Genomic DNA, 18516 nt, shown 5'->3' with positions numbered 1-18516 from the left:
TCGATATCCTTTCCCGCTTCACAGACCGGCCGCGGTCAAGGGATCATCCTTGTCTATTGTCCAGACGGTTGTTCGAACCAGGCGTGAGAGAGGGAAACGGGGATGTCCGAACAGGACGACGTGGAGCGGGAGTTCGACGTGAGGTGGGCCGACGACGCCGAGCACAAGGAGCCCTCCGCGCGGGCCCGGATGCTGGCCGCGCGGTGGAAGGAGAACCCGCCGGAACCAGTGCCGTTTCGGGGGGATCCCGACTACTCGGGACCGCGCCGGTCGTCGTGGGTGTCGACGGCGGTCGTACTGGGGTGTGTGGCCGCGGTGATCCTGCTGCTGGGGTACGCGAACTTCCGGGCTCCGTACTAGACGTAGCAGCAGCGGCAGCTGCACTGGTCCTACCGGCTGTATCGCCGTATCGGCCGTACCGGAGTGCGTTGCCGGCCGCCCGTATATCGCGCGACCGGGGGCCGGATCCCGGCTTAACATCGCGCGATACGGCAGGCTGAACCGGGGGCGGGCATGTGCGAGGACGTCAGGGACGGCGAAGTGGCGGTGCGGCGGCTGGGCGAGGGGGCCGCTCTGGCGGATGTGCTCGATGCCGGGGACCCCATGGCCTGGCTCGGGCTGGACTCGGGGATTCGGTCCTGGTTCCACTGGCTCCCGTCGGAGCTGTTGCCGACCCTGACCGAGGTCGACGGTCGACGACCCTGGCTCGCCGACCTCCCCGAAGCCAGGCTCGCGCTCGCCCTGTGCCATCGCGACGGGCGGGTGCGTGAGGCGGCTCTCGGCCAGGCCGCGCGGTGTCCCGGGCTGTGGCCGTTGGTCGTCGTCCGCACCGCCGACTGGGTGCCTGCCGTGCGGGACGGCGCCCGGGAGGTGCTGCGGGCGGTCCTCGACCTGGACGCGGCCGTCCGGCTCGCCCCGCTGATCCTGCTCGGCGCTCGCCGCGGCCGGGGTGTCTTCGCCGTCGACCTGCTCGACGAGGTGCTGCGCCGGGCACCCCGCGAGCGTCTCGGGCCCCTGTTCACCGACGCCGACCGTGGCGTGCGCCGGTACGCGTACCGCCTGGCAGTCGCCGAGGGGCTCCTCTCCCCCGCCGAACTCGCCCGCGCCGCCGCCCGCGACACCGACCCCGTCGTCCAGAACGTGTGCGCCGAGGCCGCCTTGGCCGCCGTACCGGAGGGCGATGCGATGGGCGATGCGGTGGGTGGTGTGGCGGGCGGTGTGGCGGGCGGTGTGGACGTCGGCGTGCTCGACGCGCTGCTCTGCGCGCGCGGGCCCCGGGTGCGGTCCGCCGGAGTGACCGCGCTGCGGCGGGCCGGGCAGGGGGAACGGGCGGAGAGGTTCCTCGCCGACCGGTCGGGGCTGGTGCGGGCCTGTGCGCGGTATGTCGTACGGCAGTCCGGGGGCGATCCCCGGGCCTGGTACCGGCAGCGGTGTGCCGGGGCGGGCGACCAGGCGCTGTCCCTGTCCCCCGGCGCGGTCGCCGGGCTGGCGGAGTGCGGGATGCGCACGGACGCGGAGCTGCTGTGGCCGCTGCTCGGCCATCCCGCCCCCGGGGTACGGGCGCGGGCGGTGGCGGGTCTGCGGACGCTGGACGTGACGGACGTACGACGGCTGCGGGCGCTGCTCGACGACCCGGAGCCCGGCGTGGTGCGCGAGGTGACGTCGGCGCTGTTGCCCTTCGCGCGGTCGCTGGACACCGACCGGCTGGCGGAGCGGCTGGGTGACGGATCGGCGAGGCATGCGCGGGTGGCGGCGTTCCGGCTGCTGGACGCGCACGGCGGGGTGGTGCGGCTGCGGGCGGCGGTCGCCCTGCTCGATGATCCGGACGTTCGGCTGCGGGCCCGGGCCGCGCACTCGGTACGGGGATGGACGCCGACTCCGGGTGTGCCGCAAGGGTCGGCGGAGGTGGGTGAACTGCTCGGCCGGGCGCAGCGCCTGCTCGGCGAGTCCGCCCTGAGAATGCCGATGTGGGAGGCCGGCTTCCGAGGCTGAGCTTTGCTGGGCCCAGGACCGATCGCGACCGTTTCATGGGACGGGGCGGGTGCACACTGGGCAGTGGGGCGAGTGCCTGACTGCGGGGTGGTACGGATGCCGAACCGAATGCGGAGCGACTGGCGACTGACCGTGCGGATGACGGTCACGCTGTTTCTGCTCGGACTGCTGTACGTGGCCTTTGTCGCCGCGTTGATCGTGTTGCTGAAATCCTGGGTGCTGGTCGTGGTGGTCGCGGCGGGGTTCCTCGCCGCGCAGTACTGGTTCTCCGACCGGGTCGCCCTGTTCGCGATGCGCGGGCGGGTCGTGGAGCGCGAGGAGTATCCGCAGCTCCACGGGGTGATCGACCGGCTGTGTGCCGTGGCCGATCTGCCCAAGCCCCTGGTCGCCGTCTCGGACATGGATATGCCGAACGCGTTCGCGACCGGACGGAACGCCGATCACGCCGTGGTGTGCGTGACCACCGGGTTGCTGCGGCGGCTGGAACCGGAGGAACTGGAGGGTGTGCTCGCGCACGAGCTGTCGCATGTCGCGCACAAGGACGTCGCCGTGATCACCGTCGCGTCCTTCCTCGGCGTCATCGCCGGGCTCATCGTTCGGTTCGCGTTCTACTCGCAGATGTTCGGCGGGGGCCGGCGGGACCAGAACACCGCCGTCGTCTTCATGGCGGTGATGGGTGTCTCCGCGGCCGTGTACACGATCAGTTTCCTGCTGATCCGCGCGCTGTCCCGGTACCGGGAACTCGCCGCCGACCGCTCCGCCGCGCTGCTCACCGGGCGGCCCTCGGCGCTGGCCTCCGCGCTCACCAAGGTCTCCGGCGACATCGCGCGGATCCCGTCGAAGGATCTGCGGACCGCGCAGGCCTTCAACGCCTTCTACTTCACGCCCGCCCTCGGCAAGGAGCCGGGCCTGGCACGGTACTTCTCCACACACCCCAGTCTGGAGCAGCGGCTCGACCAACTGGGGCAGATCTCCGGCGAGTTGGGTGAGGCGGCGGCTCCCGGCACAGGACACTCGTGAGCTGCGGATCGAGGAGCAAGGATCGAGGAGAACGGAACCCATGGGGCTGCTGGACATTCTGCTGGGGCGCACCAAGCCCGTCGCACCCGATCTCGACCGGCTCTTCGGGCTGCCGTCGGCCGCCGTGACCCTCCAGGCCGCGGCCGGCTTCACGCCCACAGGCGGCGGGTCGGTGTGCTTCGCCACGGTGGAGGGCGCGGCCTTCGACGACGTACGCAAGGAGGTCCAGGCCCTGCTCGACGCGGATACGGAGCGGACCGGGCCGCCTGTCGAGCTGGTCCGGGACGAGTACGGGTACTCGTGGATGGTGTCCCGGCGCGGGCCGGAGGATCTGCCTGCGCTCGTGGGGGATCTGCACGCGGTCAACAGCGCGCTGGAGGCCAGTGGGTTCGGGCCCCAGCTGTTGTGTTCGGTGGTCGGGTTCGAGGATGTGGGGGGTTCGGAGGGCTCTGGGGGTTCGGAGAGTTCGGGAGGTTCGGGTGGGGGTGCCCGGCGGCTTGGGCTTGTCTATCTCTACAAGCGCGGGACCTTCTATCCGTTCTCGCCGCTGACCGGCGGTCACGGTGACGGTCGTGGTGACAGCCAACGGCGGGACAGCGCGCTGGAGTTGCAGGTGCGGGCCGTGCTCGCCAGTGATCTGCGGATCGAGCAGGACCTCAACCGCTGGTTCCCGGTGTGGGGCGCCCCCGGTCTGTGAGACGGACCGACCGACCGGAGGCACACTCCCTTTCTCGACTTCGCTTACTGGCCCCGGCGGTTCTGGCGGCGGGTCTGGACGGGGTGCTCGCGGCGGTAGCGGCGCTCCCACCTGGCCTGCTGGTCCCGGCGCTGGCGGTAGGCGCGGTAGCTGGCGGGTGCGGAACCCGCGGACGGGCCGCCGCCCCCGGACGAGGAGGTCGCCGTACCGCTCCCCGTGCGGCCGTAGCGGAAGTAGACGAAGAGCAGGCCGGCGGCGGCGAGCCACAGGACGCTGTTCTTGAAGCCCATGATGATCAGGACGACGATCGCGGAAATGATCAAGGTGCCCATGACGGGACTCCTTGTGAGTGACGTGGGTGGCTGAGCGGTGATGTACGTGACGGTGTGCGTCGGGCGCGGGCGCCTGGGGTGGGTTACCGTCCGTCGGTGCGTAGAGAGTAGCCCCGAGTCCCGCAAGTCATGCCTGCCCGGCGGAAAGCGGTATGGACGGCTTCGCTCTGCCTGTCCAGCCTAGGGACGACAGGGGAGCCCGCGCATCCGTATTTCCCGTGTGTGTGACGGGAGTGGCGTGAGTGAATGGGCCCATGAGTGAGCTGCTGCCCTTCGTGTACGACGTCGACGGTGAACGACTCAGCGGGGTGTACGGGGCTGCTCGGAACGGGGGTTCGGGCGGGGAGTTGGGCGGGGCCGCCGTCGTTCTGCTGCACGGTGCCGGCAACGGGAGCAAGGAGCGGCTGGTGCCGCTGCTCGCCGAGTTCGTCTCGCGAGGCTGCCAGGGGCTCGCCTTCGACTTCTCCGGGCACGGCGAAAGTACGGGTGAGCTGCGGGAGTTGAGCTTGCGGCGGCGGTTCGAGCAGGCCGTCGGCGTCATCGGGGCGCGGGTTCCGGTGGGCAGCCCGCTCGTGCTGGTCGGGTTCAGCATGAGCGGGCAGACGGTGGCCGATCTTGTCGGCCACTACGGCGAACGGGTCGCCGGTGTGGGGTTGTGCGCGCCCGCCGTGTACGGGGCCGAGGCGTGGGATGTGCCGTTCGGCGAGGGAACCGGCCGCTTCAGCGAGTTGATCCGGACGCCGGATAGTTGGCGTGGGGCGCCCGCGCTGGGTGCGCTGCGGGCGTTCGCGGGGCGGGCGGTGCTGGTGGTGCCGGGCACCGATCACGTCATTCCGGGTGAGGTGACGGAGGCGGTGGCGGAGGCTCTGGCGGTGCGGGCGCGGTTCACGCGGCTTGAACTGGCGGACGCGGACCACTTCTTGGGGCTCTGGTTGCGTGAGCATCCTGAGGATCGGCGGGAGTTTGTGGATGCGGTGCTGAAGGGGGTGGGGTGAGCGGGGTTTTCGCCCCCGCCGCCCTTACCCGTCCCATCCCGTACCTGAGGGCTGCCGCCCCCAGCCCCCCCTTCGGCCCTGAACGGGCCTCGTCCTCAAACGCCGGACGGGCTGAGTGGCGCGGGCCGGTGCTTGAAGAGGTGCCGGGTGCCCCTGGACAGACAAGGCACCCGGCGGTCGTTCAGCGGGAGTAGCGCATCAGCGCTCGGACCATGTGGCACGTCGTTTCCGACGGTGGGTGGACGCCGATCAGGTCCGCCGCGCTGCGGATCGTCTCGTTGCGAGCCTGGTTCGGCATGTAGACGCCGGAGTCGAGCAGGGCGATCGCGAGCCGCATCGCCTTGAGCCGGCGGTTGTGCGTGACGTACCAATCGCGGGGCCGCCCCGGCGGCAGCGGGCGCTTCTCCACGGGGGCGCACGGCAGTTCGAGCAGGACCCCCCTCTTGGCGGTGGACTGGGTGGGCATCAGCTTGAGAGCGGCAGCGGGCACAGGCATCCTCCTGTCGCGGTCAGGGTGGCACCGGACCCCCCGGCGACACCCTCGAACACTGCTTCTATTCTACTGCCCACCACTGACAAAAGCCCCTGGCCACAAGGCCTCTGGCGTACCGTGAGCCCCATGGAAATCTGGATCAACCCGGCCTGCTCCAAGTGCCGCGGAGCCCTGTCGGTGCTCGACGCCGAGGGGGCCGAATACACCGTCCGCCGCTACCTCGAAGACCTGCCCACGGAGGACGAGATCCGCGACGTACTCGACCGGCTCGGGCTCGAACCCTGGGACATCACCCGGACCCAGGAAACCGTCGCCAAGGAGTTGGGAGTACGTGAGTGGGGGCGGGAGGCGGGCGACCGCGAGCAGTGGGTCGCCGCTCTCGCCGCGCATCCCAGGCTCATCCAGCGGCCCATCATCACCGCCGACGACGGGAGCGCCGTCGTGGCCCGTACCGACGAGGCCGTGCGGGATGCTCTGGGTCGGCGGCCATCCGCGTGATGTACGTCACTTCGACGGCCACCGTGACCGCTGAGTGACCTCGTTCGATATCTCGTACATAGCGGCGTACGCTCCCCTATCTCTTCAGGAGGCGCGCATGTCGCGTAGGAGAACTTTCAGTACGAAGAAGAAGCTCGCGCTGTTGATCAGCGCCGGTGTGGTGGCGGGCGGTGGTGCTTTCGCCATGGCGGCCACCTCCAACGCGGCGCAGACCGCCGCGGACTCGACCGTCTGCCAGGGGCTCGCCACCGCCCTCGGCAACAACCAGAAGTTCATCGCGGACCAGCGGGCAAATCCCGACGCCCAGTCGACGGCCCGGATCGCGAACCGTGACGCGGTCGTCGCCCAGATCAAGGTCCAGCAGGAGGCGTCCGGTTGCGTGGTTGGGGAGTCGGCTCAGGACTCCCAGATCACGCAGCCCGGCACCCAGCCCGAGGCACCCGCGTCGCCTGCTCAGACCACCTCACCCGCCTCACCCGACACTCCGGCCTCCCCTGGCGTGCCCGGCGACGGGCAGCAGGTCTGCGACGGGTCCACCGTCACCCTCTCCGGGGAGGGCGGGGTCCCCGCCGCGTCCAGCAACCAGTTCCCCGCCGGGACCACGTTGCGCGTCACCAACCTGGACAACAACAAGTCCACGACGGTGGAGGTCACTTCGGTCTCCGGCAGTTGCGCCCTGCTCAACAACGCGGCCTTCGAGCAGGTCCGCGAACCCGGCAAGTTCCTGATCCGCCGGGCACTGATCGAGAAGGTGGGGTGAGGTTCCAGCGCTGACCTGCTCGGACAAGGGCCTGTCCGGCGGATCAGGTCGCAGGAAATCAGCGGCGCCACATCTCGCTGGTGAGCGGGGTTTGGTGCGTCGAGCTGCAAGGCGGAGGAGGGCGTCGACGCGATGGGGGTCCCCCCGGTCGAGCGAAGTCGAGAGTGGGGGAGTCGGCAACCGACGACAACGCCGCAGATCGGTGTGCCAAACCCCGCGCCTGCGGCATGGGCCGCCTGACAGGCCCTTGGGTCCTGTCGCTCCCGGCCAGGGGTGGCAGGACCCATCCGTTTCCCGGATTTCTCCAACCTCTTCGCATACGAGTCCCGGAGGGCGCCCGCTCGTTTCCCGCCGCTTCCCCTCCGCGGTCCGCGCGACCCTCTCCACGTGAAACTCACCACAAGAACAGCAGGTAACACGGGGTTCACACTCGAGCAATGATCGGGAAATCGCCTGTTGACAGGCTTCCGGGCAATGGCGCGGTGCCTCAGTGCCGTAGCACCGCAGCACCCGCAAGTGCGCATAGAGACCCACCCCGAAGGATGTGTCCCCGTGACCTTCAAGGCTGAGTACATCTGGATCGACGGCACCGAGCCGACGGCCAAGCTCCGCTCCAAGACCAAGATTCTGGCCGACGACGCCAAGGGCGCCGAGCTGCCGATCTGGGGCTTCGACGGGTCTTCCACGAACCAGGCCGAGGGTCACGCCTCGGACCGCGTGCTCAAGCCGGTCTCTTCCTACCCGGACCCGATCCGTGGCGGTGACGACATCCTCGTCATGTGCGAGGTCCTCGAGATCGACATGACGCCGCACTCGTCCAACACGCGTGCCGCGCTGACCGAGGTCGCCACGAAGTTCGCCGCTCAGGAGCCGATCTTCGGCATCGAGCAGGAGTACACCTTCTTCGACGGCTCCCGTCCGCTGGGCTTCCCCGAGGGCGGCTTCCCGGCCCCCCAGGGCGGCTACTACTGCGGTGTCGGCGCCGACGAGATCTTCGGTCGCGAGATCGTCGAGGCCCACCTGGAGAACTGTCTCAAGGCCGGTCTCGCCATCTCCGGCATCAACGCCGAGGTCATGCCCGGTCAGTGGGAGTTCCAGGTCGGCCCGGTCTCCCCGCTGGAGGTCTCCGACCAGCTGTGGATCGCCCGCTGGCTGCTCTACCGCACCGCCGAGGACTTCGGCATCACCGCGACGCTGGACCCGAAGCCGGTGAAGGGCGACTGGAACGGCGCGGGCGCGCACACCAACTTCTCCACGAAGGCGATGCGCGAGGGCTACGACGCGATCATCACCGCGTGCGAGTCCCTCGGTGAGGGCTCGAAGCCGCTCGACCACGTCAAGCACTACGGCGCCGGCATCGACGACCGCCTCACCGGTCTGCACGAGACCGCCCCGTGGAACGAGTACTCGTACGGCGTCTCCAACCGTGGCGCCTCGGTCCGTATCCCGTGGCAGGTGGAGAAGGACGGCAAGGGCTACATCGAGGACCGCCGCCCGAACGCCAACGTCGACCCGTACCTCGTGACGCGGCTGATCGTCGACACCTGCTGCTCCGCCCTGGAGAAGGCCGGACAGGTCTGATTCCGGTCTGATTCGCCTCTGACTCCTGTCTGAGTCTCATGTGATCCCAGATAGTGAGAAGGGGTGTCCACCGGACGGTGGACACCCCTTCTCTGCTTCGCCCCTTCTCTGCTTCAATGGACCCATGGCCAGCTTCCAGAAGTGCATCGCGACAGGTCGCCACGACCTCGAGCCCTTCTGGCCTTCCCGCCAGCACCACGACTTCGACCGGGTGTGTTGTCGCGCGATGAACGCGTCGGCCCTCTAACACCAGCCGTACGGCCTCTCTGCCGCCGTACCTCTCGGTCTTCCGCCGACGCGCACGACGTACGTCCCCGACGAACTCCTCGCGCGAAAGAGCTGACCTCTCATGGCGACCACTCGTACGCTCCCTCCCCTGGCCCCCGTCTCCCCCCTCTCCCCCGGCGGCTCCGCCCGGCACCGACTGCGCGCCGTCGACCGGGACGAGGTGGTCGACGTCAGGGACTTCCTGCCGCCGGGTGCCACCTGGCTGCCCGCGCCCCCGCACACCCTGCCCACGCTGCCGGGCCAGCCGCCGATGATCGGCTACCTGGTGCTCGTACCGGCCGACCAGCAGCCGCCCGTACTGCCCTTCGCGCTCCCTGACCCGGGACAGCCGGCCCCGGCCGTGGACCCGGAGCAGCCCGGGACCGACAGCGGCCGTCACCTCGTACGCGTCGACAACGTGCAGCGCACCGCCGAGGTCGAAGGGCGTCCGCTCGATCTCACGTACCTGGAGTTCGAGCTGCTCGCCCATCTCGTCGCCCACCCGGGCCGGGTGCACACCCGCGACCAGCTGGTCACCACGGTGTGGGGCTACGGGCACGTGGGCGACGGCCGGACCGTCGACGTCCACATCGCCCGACTGCGCCGCAAGCTCGGCGCGGAGCACCGGCAGGCCATCCAGACGGTGCGCCGGGTGGGGTACAAGTACACGCCCCCGACCGCCCGCTGACCTGCCGCCCCTGTCCAGGGGGTGTCCCTGGCACCACCCCCAGGTACGGGTGTTCGGGCCCGTGACCCGGCGGGGTGTGCTCGGCGAGACTGACCGCATGGACGACGCCATCAACGCACGATTCCGGGTTCCGGCTCGGGTTCGAGTTCGGATTCGTACGGTCGCGCTCGCCGGGGTGCGGGCACTGCTGCTGGCCGTCGGCTCGATCGCCGGGTCGGTGCCGCTCTTCGTGCTTCTCCTCGTCTCCCTCGCGCTCGTGCCCGTCCTGGGCATCGGTCTCCTCACGACGCCCAGGGTCGTCTCCTGGGTGCGGGCGTGGGCCGACTGGCGGCGGCTGACGGCAGTGCGGTGGGGCGGAGTGCGGATTCCGCCCCGGTACCGGGTGCCGGCGGCGGACGCGGGGCGGTGGGCGCGGGCCTTCGGGGTGCTGCGTGATCCGGCCACCTGGCGGGAGTTCGCGTGGCTGCCGCTCGACGCGGTGCTCGGGTTTCTCAGCGCGCTGGTGCCGGCCGCGCTGCTCCTCTACCCCGTCGAGGGGTTCGCGCTGGCCCTCGGGCTGTGGCGGGTGTTCACGGACGGGACGTACGTCGGCTGGTGGTACGGCTTCGTGCCGATCGGCGGGCAGGGAAGCGCGCTCGCCGCCGGCGCCCTGGGGGCCGTACTCCTCGTGGCCTCGTACCACCTCACGCCCGCCCTTCTGCGCCTCCACTTTCTGCTCACCCGGGCGCTGTTGGGCGCCGGACGCGGTGAACTCCGTGAGCGGGTAAGGGTGTTGACCGAGTCACGGCGGGACGTCGTGGACACCTCCGCCGCCGAACTGCGGCGGATCGAAAGGGACCTGCACGACGGTGCGCAGGCGCGGCTGATCGCGATGGGGATGGATCTGGGGACCGCCGAGGCGCTCATCGAGAAGAACCCCGACAAGGCACGGGAGTTGCTGGCGCGGGCCCGGCGGTCCTCCGCGGAGGCGCTCGCCGAGCTGCGCGACCTGGTGCACGGCATCCATCCGCCGGTGCTGGCGGAGCGTGGACTGGGCGATGCCGTAAGGGCGTTGGCGCTGCGGCTGCCGGTGGACACCGAGGTCACGGTGGAGCTCGAGGGCGGCCGGGTGGAGGCACCGGTCGAGTCGGCGGCGTACTTCGCGGTGAGCGAGGTGCTGACCAACGCCGTGAAGCACTCCGGCGCCGGGCGGGTAGGAGTCGATCTGCGGTACGCGGACGGCTCGCTGCGGATCGCCGTCTTCGACGACGGGCGGGGCGGGGCACGCGTCGGAGGCGGGTCGGGGCTGGCCGGGGTGGAGCGGCGGATCGGTACATTCGACGGCGTCCTGGCCGTCAGCAGTCCCGCGGGCGGTCCCACCATGGTGACCATGGAGATTCCTTGCGAGTTGTCCTAGCCGAAGACCTGTTCCTGCTGCGCGACGGGCTGGTCCGGCTGCTGGAGGCGTACGACTTCGAGATCGCCGCGGCGGTGGAGAGCGGCCCCGAGCTGGACCGGGCGCTCGCCGAGCTGGCGCCGGACGTCGCCGTGATCGACGTACGCCTGCCGCCGACGCACACCGACGAGGGGCTGCAGTGCGCGCTGCGGGCCCGCCGGGCGCGGCCGGGGCTGCCGGTGCTGGTGCTGTCGCAGCACGTGGAGCGGTTGTACGCACGGGAGTTGCTGGCCGACGGGGTGGGTGGGGTCGGCTATCTGCTCAAGGACCGGGTGTTCGACGCGGAGGAGTTCGTGGACGCCGTACGACGGGTCGCGGCGGGCGGTACCGCAATGGACCCACAGGTGATCCAGCAGCTGCTGGCGGGGCGCGCCGGGGACGGCCGGCCGCTGGGGCGGCTGACGCCCCGGGAGCTGGAAGTGCTGGATCTCATGGCCCAGGGACGTTCGAACGCGGCGATCGCTGGGCATCTGGTTGTCACGGAGCGGGCGATCGCCAAACACACGTCCAACATCTTCGCCAAACTGGGACTCGAGGTGTCGGACGATGACAACCGGCGCGTCCTGGCGGTACTTGCATATCTCGACCAGGGGCGCTGAAAGTACGCCAAAGTCGACGACATCCGCTCCCCCACCGAACACTTGCCGTAAGAGATCCGCAACTCCCGGTATAACCGGTGGAGTTCGGGCTGAATTGTCCTACGAATCTCTCATCAATTTCTGAGGCGGCTGAACACTCCTGAGGTCCCCCTCGTATGGAACGACGCCGCTTCAACTCCTGTCGGGCGCCTCGATAGCCCCGCAAGGAAGTCAGAGGAGTTCCATGGGACGCAATGCACGTAAACGACGCTCACCGCTGGCCGTTCGCGCCGTGGCCGCATCCGCGGCCCTCGCGATCGGTGGTGGTGGACTTGTCTGGGCGAATTTCTACGCCTCCGCACACGAGGAGAACGGCGCCCAGAACCAGACCAAGGCCGCTGCCGCACAGATCGCCACGATCGACTGCCCGGACGTCGGCCAGAAGCTCTCGAACGTCCCCAGCGGCGCCCGCGCCGGTGTGGACAAGGAGCTCGCGAATCTGGACAACCAGATCACCGAGGCCTACGCACGTCTCGCCTCCACTCGCCAGGCGCAGGCCGGCGACGCCAGCTTCGTACAGAACGCGATCGTCGGTCCGCTGAAGGACAAGCGGGCCGCCGCGATCGACCGGATCCGCATCAACATCAAGCGGGCCGGTGGTTCCGGAGCCGACAACCTGGCGCAGTTCGCCCAGTGCACCGGTGTTGCGGCGGCGCCGCAGACCAACGCCGGCCAGGGCCAGGGCAACAACAACCAGGGCAACGGCCAGAACAACAACGGCAACCAGAACAACGGTGGCCAGAACAACGGCCAGGCCAACGCCGGTGCGGGTAATGCCGGTGCGGGCAACGCTGGTGCAGGCAACGCCGGCGCGGGTAATGCCGGTGCAGGCAACGCTGGTGCGGGTAACGCCGGTGCAGGCGCCGGTGCGGGTAACGCCGCCGGTGGCGGCCAGGGCGGCAACGGCCCGGTGGCTGCCGACTTCGTCGACATCACCAAGGTTCAGGGCAACGCCCAGCTGGGTGTGGGCGCGAACGGACTCGCTGCAAACGGCAACAGCGGCTCGCTCGGCTCCTTCACCACGAAGTGCGGCACCAACGGGAACGACAACCACAACACGGACAACGTGATCGTCGCCCCCGGTGTCGCCAACGGTGCGCACCACCTGCACGACTACGTCGGCAACCAGAGCAACGACGCGTTCGCGAGCGACCAGGAACTGGCGGCGGCCCAGACCAGCTGCCAGAACCAGGGCGACAAGTCGTCGTACTTCTGGCCGGTGCTGCGTGTGCAGGACGGTTCGCAGGACTTCGACCAGAACGCCGACGGCGGTGGCAAGGAAGGCAACGTCGGCAAGATCCTGCAGCCCGCCAAGGCGCAGATCAAGTTCGTCGGCAACAAGAAGGGCAACGTCGTCGCGATGCCGACCGCCCTGCGCATCATCACCGGTGACGCCAAGGCCTTCGTCAACGGCAACGCGAACGCCAACGTGAACTGGAGCTGCACCGGCTTCGAGAACAAGGTGCAGCTGAAGGACAAGTACCCGATCTGCCCGCAGGGCAGCGCCGTGGTCCGTACGACCGACTTCCAGAGCTGCTGGGACGGCCAGAACATCGACAGTGCGAACCACCGCACTCACGTGTCCTTCGTCCAGGCCGACGGCACCTGCGCCAACGGCTTCAAGGCGATCCCCCAGCTCCAGGTCCGTCTGGTCTACAACGTCGCGGCCCCGAAGCTGCAGAACGGCACGGTTGTGAACCCGTACGCCGTGGACTCCTTCCCGGAGAACCTGCACAAGCCGATCACCGACCACAACGACTTCATCAACTTCTTCTCCGTGAACACGATGAACACGATGGTCAACTGCATCAACACCGGCAAGAAGTGCCAGTAGATCCACCAGTGGCCCACCGTCGGTGGGCCACCTGAGAAAGCCGGTGGCGGGTTCTCCCGCCACCGGCTTTCTCATGCTCTGAGCTGCTCTGCTCGGTGTTGCTCTGCTCGGTGTTGCTCGGTCCTTCTCGTTCCCGCTTCCGCTCAGCCTTCGTGGCCGGCGGAGTGGGTCGCCTCGGCACCGCCGCCCGCGTGGTGGTCGGCGCCCACCTCGGTGGTCCCGCCGAGCTTGGTCTGAAGCTTCGCGATCATCTTCTGGTCGCCCACCGCGGTCCACTTGCGGCCGAGGAGGTAGAAGCCGCCGTAGTCCTTGGCCCCGTTGATCCACTCGCGCTGGCCGCGGTCGGTGGCGTAGGTCAGGAGAAGGAACTTGCCGTAGGTGGTGGTCTTGCAGGCGGCCTGGCGGAGCTCGTCCGCGTCGATCTGCATGATCGGCTTGCAGCCCGCCTTGTTCGCGAGCTGCTCCAGGCTGCCCGTCGCGGCGACCGGCGTGGCGTCGATCGCCGTGGCCGCAGAATCGCTGTTGCCGCCCGAGCAGCCCGTCAGTGCCAGCACCGCCACGGCTGTGACCGCGGCAGCCGCGAGCTTCGGTCGCTTCACCATCATCTGTTCGTCCTCCGGTCCGTTCGCCGCCGACATTACTCTCGGCCCATGCCGCGGGTGACCCCGTCGCGGAGCCCTCGCACTCGATACGGCTACCGGGCACAGACCACTCAATCAGGGAACGTGTGTGCGAGAGTGGGCAAGTGAACGCAGACTGGAATGAGCGCGTGGACACCGCCTGGGCCACCTTCGACGACTACGACGAGGACCACGGGGCCGACTTCCGCGCCGTGATCGACACCCTCGTCGCGGAACTGCCCGCCGACAGCCCCCTGGGATTGTTCGAACAGGCATGCGCATGGGACTCGACGGGCCACTCGGACCGGGCGGTGCCGCTCTACCGGGAGGCTCTCGCGCTCGGGCTCAGCGAGGACAGCGGCTACAAGGGCCGGCGCGCCAAGATCCAGCTGTCGAGTTCACTGCGGAACATCGGGCAGGCCGAGGAGGGCGTCAAGCTGCTCACACCCGAACTGGACGCCCCCTCCGACGAGTTGGACGACGCCGTACGAGCCTGTCTGGCGCTGTGTCTGTCCAGCCTCGGCCGCGACCGTGAGGGCCTCTCGCTGGTCCTCGGTGCCCTCGCTCCCCATCTGCCGCGCTACCAGCGGTCGATGGCGAACTACGCCCGGCTGCTGACCGACCCCGACCGGTAACTCCGGGAGGCCAGGTGACCATCCGACCATTCGCTCGTTCTGCTGAACGTGCAGTCACAGGATGTCGCCTTCAGCCCCACCACCGGTAACAGCGCCAAGGGCCGCCCCGTCGTCGACGTGGAGCAGGCCGAGGCCGCACTGGTCGAGCACTACCCCCGGCTCGTCCGGCTCGCCTATCTGGTGCTGCCGCCGAGCCTCGGCCGCAACCGGCGTGTCCTGACCGCGCACGCCCTCACCCAGCGCGCGCTGCCCAGGGGTCGCACGGCCACTGCCGCGATCCCGGCCCAGCCCAAGGGCCGCGCGGGCGACCCCGGTTACGCGCTCATCCGCCTCCAGGTGCTGCGTACGGCACTCGCGGCGGGGCAGCCGTGGCGGGGCCGCACGCTGCCGAAGCGGTCGCAGCTGCCGCCGCTGCTCCCCCAGGTGTGGGGCCTGCGGCTCTTCCCGCGGTCGGGTGGCGCCGAGGAACTCGCCCTGGACCAGCGGCTGTCGGCCCTCTCCGGCCCCGCGCGGGCCGCGTACGTCCTGCGCGGTCTGGAGAAGCTCCCGGACTCCGACGTCACCACCGCCCTGGAGGCCGCCGGGGTCGACCGGCCGATCGAGGCGCTGCGCGAGGCGGACACGGTCCCGGCGCGGTACGCGCTGCTCGACTCCGCCGAGTTCGACCCCTGTTCGCTCCAGGCCCGCCCGACCGACCTGATGCGGCGCAGGCAGCACCTGAAGGCCGCGCTCGTCGCCGCCACGGCCGTCGCGGTGTGCGGCGCGCTGCTCGGCCTGCCTGGCGACGGCTGGGCCCCGGACGGTGCCGCCGCCCCCGCGTACGCGAAGAACCCGGCCGCCGAAGCCGCCCTGGACCCGGCCCGGCTGACCCTGGTGGCCCCCGCCACCTGGAAGTCCTCCGCGCGCACCGACTTCTCCGTCTGGCCCGCACGCGGCGACCTCGTCGGCGACAGCGCCCTGCTGCGCCGCGCCCTCGCCGTCTGGGCCCGCCCCGGCGAGACGGTCCAGGTATCGGCCACCCCGGGCACCCCGTCCGGCGGCCCGGCCGGCCCGCCCCAGCTGCTCTACGCGGGCACTGTCGACGCCGCGCACGTGGTGATCCTGTACGACGGTCTGCGCATCGCCCGGTACGCCGAACCGAAGGACGGCACGAGCGGGGCCGCCCTCGACTTCGCCCGGGTCGACGGCGCGACCGGGGCCGAGGCCGACGCGGTGGTCCTCGACCGGGCCGACGGCAACGTCCGTTATCTGACGGCTCCCTGGGTGCTCAAGGCGGAGATGCGGGACCTGCGCACGCCGGGCGCGACGCCGATCGGCCTGGGGCTGACCGACGGGGTGACCGGGCCGCTGGCCAGCCCTGTCGCGCAGACCGGCACCTGCCGGTCCTGGAACACGCTCCAGGTGACCGACGCCGGTGGCGCCCGCCTGCTGAGCGACCTCGGCGAACTCGTCCCGGCCCACCTCACCACGGGCCGCCCGACCGCACCCCGCGAGGCCTCGGCCCCGGCGGCGCTGGCCACCTGGTCGCCGTTCGCCTGCTCCCTCGCCGCGATGCACTCCCAGGGCGTGCGCGCTGTGAACGCCTGGCAGTACGCCCAGCAGCCGCTGCCCGACGCGAGCGGCGCCGCCGACTGGGTGTGCACCCGCGCCGAGACCTGGCGGGGCGACGGCGCTCAGGTGCTGGCCCAGTTCCACACGCCCGGCGGGATGTACGGAGCGGTCGCGGCGAAGTCCGCCAGCAGCCCGGCGTGCGGCCCCCGCGACCCGAACGTGCTCGCCGGTGTTCTGTGGAAGTCGGGGGCGGGCGAGTGGTACATGCTGGCCGCCGGCGCCGAGAACACGGCGTCGATCACGGCGACGGGCGGGGTGAGCTCGTCGACGCGGGGTGCCATGCTGGCGGCGAAGACCCAGCAGGGGGCTCAGGCCGGGTTGAAGGGCACGTTGAAAGACGGGCGGGCCATCGGCGGGTTGCGCTAGCTGACACCGGCGTCAACAAGTCGGCGCAGAGGGGTTTCCTCGCCTCCTACTGATCAGTACATTGACGCCATGTCTAACCGGCCACACATACCGCTCAAGGCGCGCAAGGTGTCCTTCTCCTGGGAGGGCACCCCGCTGCACTGGGTGCCGGGGGATCCGTTCACCTCGCACACCATCAACGTGCTGCATCTGCTGCTGCCCGCCGGTGAGCGGTGGTTCGTGCACGTGTACAAGCAGGTGCTGCCGTACATCCGTGACGAACGGCTGCGGGCGGACGTCGTCGGGTTCATCGGGCAGGAGGCGATGCACTCCCAGGCCCACGACGAAGTCCTCCCGCATCTACGGGAGTCGGGGCTCGATCCGACTCCGTACACCGCCCAGGTCGACTGGCTCTTCGAGAAGCTGCTCGGCGACCGGTTCCCCCTGCCGGGCCGCCGGGCGCGCAAGTGGTGGCTCATGGAACGGGTCGCCGTCATCGCGGCCATCGAGCACTACACGGCGTTCCTCGGCGGCTGGATACTCAACGCGTCGGAACTGGACCGGCGCGGCGCCGATCCGACCATGCTGGACCTGCTGCGCTGGCACGGCGCCGAGGAGGTCGAGCACCGGTCGGTCGCCTTCGACCTGTTCACCCACGTCGACGGGAGCTACCGGCGGCGTGTGCGGACCTGGCTGACCGGGCTGCTGGCGCTGTTCTTCCTGTGGCAGCGCGGGGTGCGGTTCTTCATGGCGAACGACCCGGCCCCGAACCTCCGCAAGCCGACCTTCCGGGGGTTCTACGTGCGCGGGAAGCGCGGTCTGTTGCCGTCGACCCGGGCCATGGCGAGATCGGTGCCGCGCTATCTCGCCCGGGACTACCACCCCTCCCAGGAGGGCTCCACCGAGCAGGCCGTCGCCTATCTGGCCTCCTCCCCCGCCGCCGTCGCCGCCGACAGGGGTGCCGCCTGATGCCCCGGCCGCTGGCTCTCGCGCTCACCGCCGGGGCCGCGCTGCTCGCCCGGGGGGCCATGCGCCGCCGGATCGAGGACTCGCCGCTGTGGCCGCTGGGTGCGCTGGCGGAGCCGGTCTCCGGCCGGCCGCGCTCACGGGCCCTGCGACTCACGGTCGCCGCGCACGAGACGGTCGCCGACGGGGTCGTGCAACTCCGGCTGGAGGGGCGGGAGTTGCCCGGCTGGGCGCCGGGCGCGCATCTCGATCTGGTACTGCCGTCGGGGCTCGTTCGGCAGTACTCGCTGTGCGGGGACCCGGCGGACACCTCGTCGTACACCGTCGCCACGCGGCTGGTGCCGGACGGGCGCGGAGGCTCGCGCGAGGTGCACGAGGGACTCCGGGCGGGCATGACCGTCGAGGTGCGCGGCCCGCGCAACCGTTTCCCGCTCGCCCCGGCTCCGGCGTACGTCTTCGTGGCGGGCGGTATCGGCATCACCCCGATCCTGCCGATGCTCCGGGCGGTGAGCGCCCGACCCGGTCCGGAATGGCGGCTGTTGTACGGGGGCCGCAGCCGGGCCTCGATGCCGTACCTCGCCGAGATCGAGAAACTGGTCGCGGGCGACGCTGCCGAACGCGTCACCGTCGTCGCGGAGGACGAGGACGGGCTGCCCGACCTCGACGCGCTGTTCGCGGGCGTGGCGGCGGACCTGCCCGAGGGCACCGCCGTCCACTGCTGCGGTCCCGAGGCGCTGACGGCCGCGGTGGAGGCCCGGATTCCCGAAGGTGCCGTCCTGCGTACGGAACGCTTCACCCCGCGTACGTCGATCGGCGGCAACCAGCCTTTCGAGGTCGAACTTCGGCGCAGCGGGCGGACGTTGACGGTGGCCGCCGACTCGACCGTGCTGGCCGCCGTACGGGCGGAGCTGCCGGACACCCCGTACTCGTGTGAGCAGGGATTCTGCGGGACCTGCCAACAGCGCGTGCTCGCGGGGGAGATCGACCATCGTGACGAGCTGCTGACCGACGCCGAGCGGGCGGACTCGATGCTGATCTGTGTGTCGCGGGCACGACGGAGTCCACTTGTGCTGGATTTGTGAACATCCTCGGTCGGACCCGTCCGTTGC

The 18516-nt window shown here is 70.4% G+C and carries 19 protein-coding genes; 16 read left to right on the top strand and 3 right to left on the bottom strand.

The window, feature by feature from the left end:
• Positions 1-102: 102 nt before the first annotated feature.
• The 4 genes from G3I56_RS05915 (at position 103) to G3I56_RS05900 (ending at position 3709) form a co-directional block, all read left to right on the top strand.
• Positions 103-360, top strand: coding sequence for a hypothetical protein (locus G3I56_RS05915; protein ID WP_164407765.1), 258 nt, complete (start codon positions 103-105; stop codon positions 358-360).
• Positions 361-513: 153 nt separating this feature from the next.
• Positions 514-1992 (top strand): hypothetical protein, encoded by a 1479-nt coding sequence (locus G3I56_RS05910; RefSeq protein WP_164407764.1) that lies wholly within the window; start codon positions 514-516, stop codon positions 1990-1992.
• Between the two features lie 96 nt (positions 1993-2088).
• On the top strand, positions 2089-3012 hold the full coding sequence (htpX, locus tag G3I56_RS05905) for a zinc metalloprotease HtpX (RefSeq protein ID WP_164407763.1): 924 nt from the start codon (positions 2089-2091) through the stop codon (positions 3010-3012).
• A 40-nt stretch (positions 3013-3052) separates the two neighbouring features.
• Positions 3053-3709 (top strand): hypothetical protein, encoded by a 657-nt coding sequence (locus G3I56_RS05900; protein ID WP_164407762.1) that lies wholly within the window; start codon positions 3053-3055, stop codon positions 3707-3709.
• 44 nt (positions 3710-3753) lie between these two features.
• Here G3I56_RS05900 and G3I56_RS05895 read toward each other — a convergent pair whose 3' ends face one another.
• Positions 3754-4041, bottom strand: coding sequence for a hypothetical protein (locus G3I56_RS05895; protein WP_164407760.1), 288 nt, complete (start codon positions 4039-4041; stop codon positions 3754-3756).
• A gap of 254 nt (positions 4042-4295) precedes the next feature.
• Between G3I56_RS05895 and G3I56_RS05890 the strand changes: the two genes are divergently transcribed.
• On the top strand, positions 4296-5036 hold the full coding sequence (locus G3I56_RS05890) for an alpha/beta fold hydrolase (RefSeq protein ID WP_164407759.1): 741 nt from the start codon (positions 4296-4298) through the stop codon (positions 5034-5036).
• A 181-nt stretch (positions 5037-5217) separates the two neighbouring features.
• Here G3I56_RS05890 and G3I56_RS05885 read toward each other — a convergent pair whose 3' ends face one another.
• Positions 5218-5526, bottom strand: a complete 309-nt coding sequence (locus tag G3I56_RS05885; RefSeq protein WP_164407758.1) for a hypothetical protein — start codon at positions 5524-5526, stop codon at positions 5218-5220.
• Positions 5527-5655: 129 nt separating this feature from the next.
• Between G3I56_RS05885 and G3I56_RS05880 the strand changes: the two genes are divergently transcribed.
• From G3I56_RS05880 to G3I56_RS05850, 7 genes are all read left to right on the top strand, one after another.
• Positions 5656-6027 carry an arsenate reductase family protein gene (locus G3I56_RS05880; protein WP_164407757.1) on the top strand — a complete coding sequence of 124 codons (372 nt, stop codon included), beginning with the start codon at positions 5656-5658 and terminating at the stop codon, positions 6025-6027.
• Between the two features lie 97 nt (positions 6028-6124).
• Positions 6125-6787: a hypothetical protein gene (locus G3I56_RS05875; protein WP_164407756.1), complete on the top strand. Its 663-nt coding sequence runs from the start codon at positions 6125-6127 to the stop codon at positions 6785-6787.
• A gap of 552 nt (positions 6788-7339) precedes the next feature.
• Positions 7340-8368: a glutamine synthetase gene (glnII, locus tag G3I56_RS05870; protein ID WP_164407755.1), complete on the top strand. Its 1029-nt coding sequence runs from the start codon at positions 7340-7342 to the stop codon at positions 8366-8368.
• Positions 8369-8717: 349 nt separating this feature from the next.
• On the top strand, positions 8718-9323 hold the full coding sequence (locus G3I56_RS05865) for a winged helix-turn-helix domain-containing protein (RefSeq protein WP_164407753.1): 606 nt from the start codon (positions 8718-8720) through the stop codon (positions 9321-9323).
• A gap of 97 nt (positions 9324-9420) precedes the next feature.
• Positions 9421-10719 (top strand): sensor domain-containing protein, encoded by a 1299-nt coding sequence (locus G3I56_RS05860; protein WP_164407752.1) that lies wholly within the window; start codon positions 9421-9423, stop codon positions 10717-10719.
• Positions 10704-11357, top strand: coding sequence for a response regulator transcription factor (locus G3I56_RS05855; RefSeq protein ID WP_164407751.1), 654 nt, complete (start codon positions 10704-10706; stop codon positions 11355-11357). The genes G3I56_RS05860 and G3I56_RS05855 overlap by 16 nt, the downstream gene beginning before the upstream one ends.
• A gap of 223 nt (positions 11358-11580) precedes the next feature.
• A complete protein-coding gene (locus G3I56_RS05850) occupies positions 11581-13230 on the top strand; it encodes a DUF1996 domain-containing protein (RefSeq protein ID WP_164407749.1) in 1650 nt (549 codons plus the stop codon).
• A gap of 143 nt (positions 13231-13373) precedes the next feature.
• On the opposite strand, the gene G3I56_RS05845 is transcribed toward G3I56_RS05850, so the two are convergent.
• Positions 13374-13835: a hypothetical protein gene (locus G3I56_RS05845; protein ID WP_164407748.1), complete on the bottom strand. Its 462-nt coding sequence runs from the start codon at positions 13833-13835 to the stop codon at positions 13374-13376.
• Between the two features lie 140 nt (positions 13836-13975).
• Between G3I56_RS05845 and G3I56_RS05840 the strand changes: the two genes are divergently transcribed.
• The 4 genes from G3I56_RS05840 (at position 13976) to G3I56_RS05825 (ending at position 18489) form a co-directional block, all read left to right on the top strand.
• Positions 13976-14485 (top strand): tetratricopeptide repeat protein, encoded by a 510-nt coding sequence (locus tag G3I56_RS05840; RefSeq protein ID WP_343239872.1) that lies wholly within the window; start codon positions 13976-13978, stop codon positions 14483-14485.
• A 48-nt stretch (positions 14486-14533) separates the two neighbouring features.
• On the top strand, positions 14534-16462 hold the full coding sequence (locus tag G3I56_RS05835; protein WP_164407746.1) for a hypothetical protein: 1929 nt from the start codon (positions 14534-14536) through the stop codon (positions 16460-16462).
• A gap of 69 nt (positions 16463-16531) precedes the next feature.
• Positions 16532-17410: a metal-dependent hydrolase gene (locus G3I56_RS05830; protein WP_164407745.1), complete on the top strand. Its 879-nt coding sequence runs from the start codon at positions 16532-16534 to the stop codon at positions 17408-17410.
• Positions 17410-18489 carry a PDR/VanB family oxidoreductase gene (locus G3I56_RS05825; protein ID WP_164407744.1) on the top strand — a complete coding sequence of 360 codons (1080 nt, stop codon included), beginning with the start codon at positions 17410-17412 and terminating at the stop codon, positions 18487-18489. The genes G3I56_RS05830 and G3I56_RS05825 overlap by 1 nt, the downstream gene beginning before the upstream one ends.
• Positions 18490-18516: the final 27 nt, after the last annotated feature.

Origin of the sequence: Streptomyces sp. SID12488 (genome assembly GCF_010548275.1) — a bacterium.
Taxonomy (GTDB): Bacteria; Actinomycetota; Actinomycetes; order Streptomycetales; family Streptomycetaceae; genus Streptomyces.
Note: the sequence above shows the minus strand (reverse complement) of the source record. Positions and strands in the feature narration are given on the sequence as shown.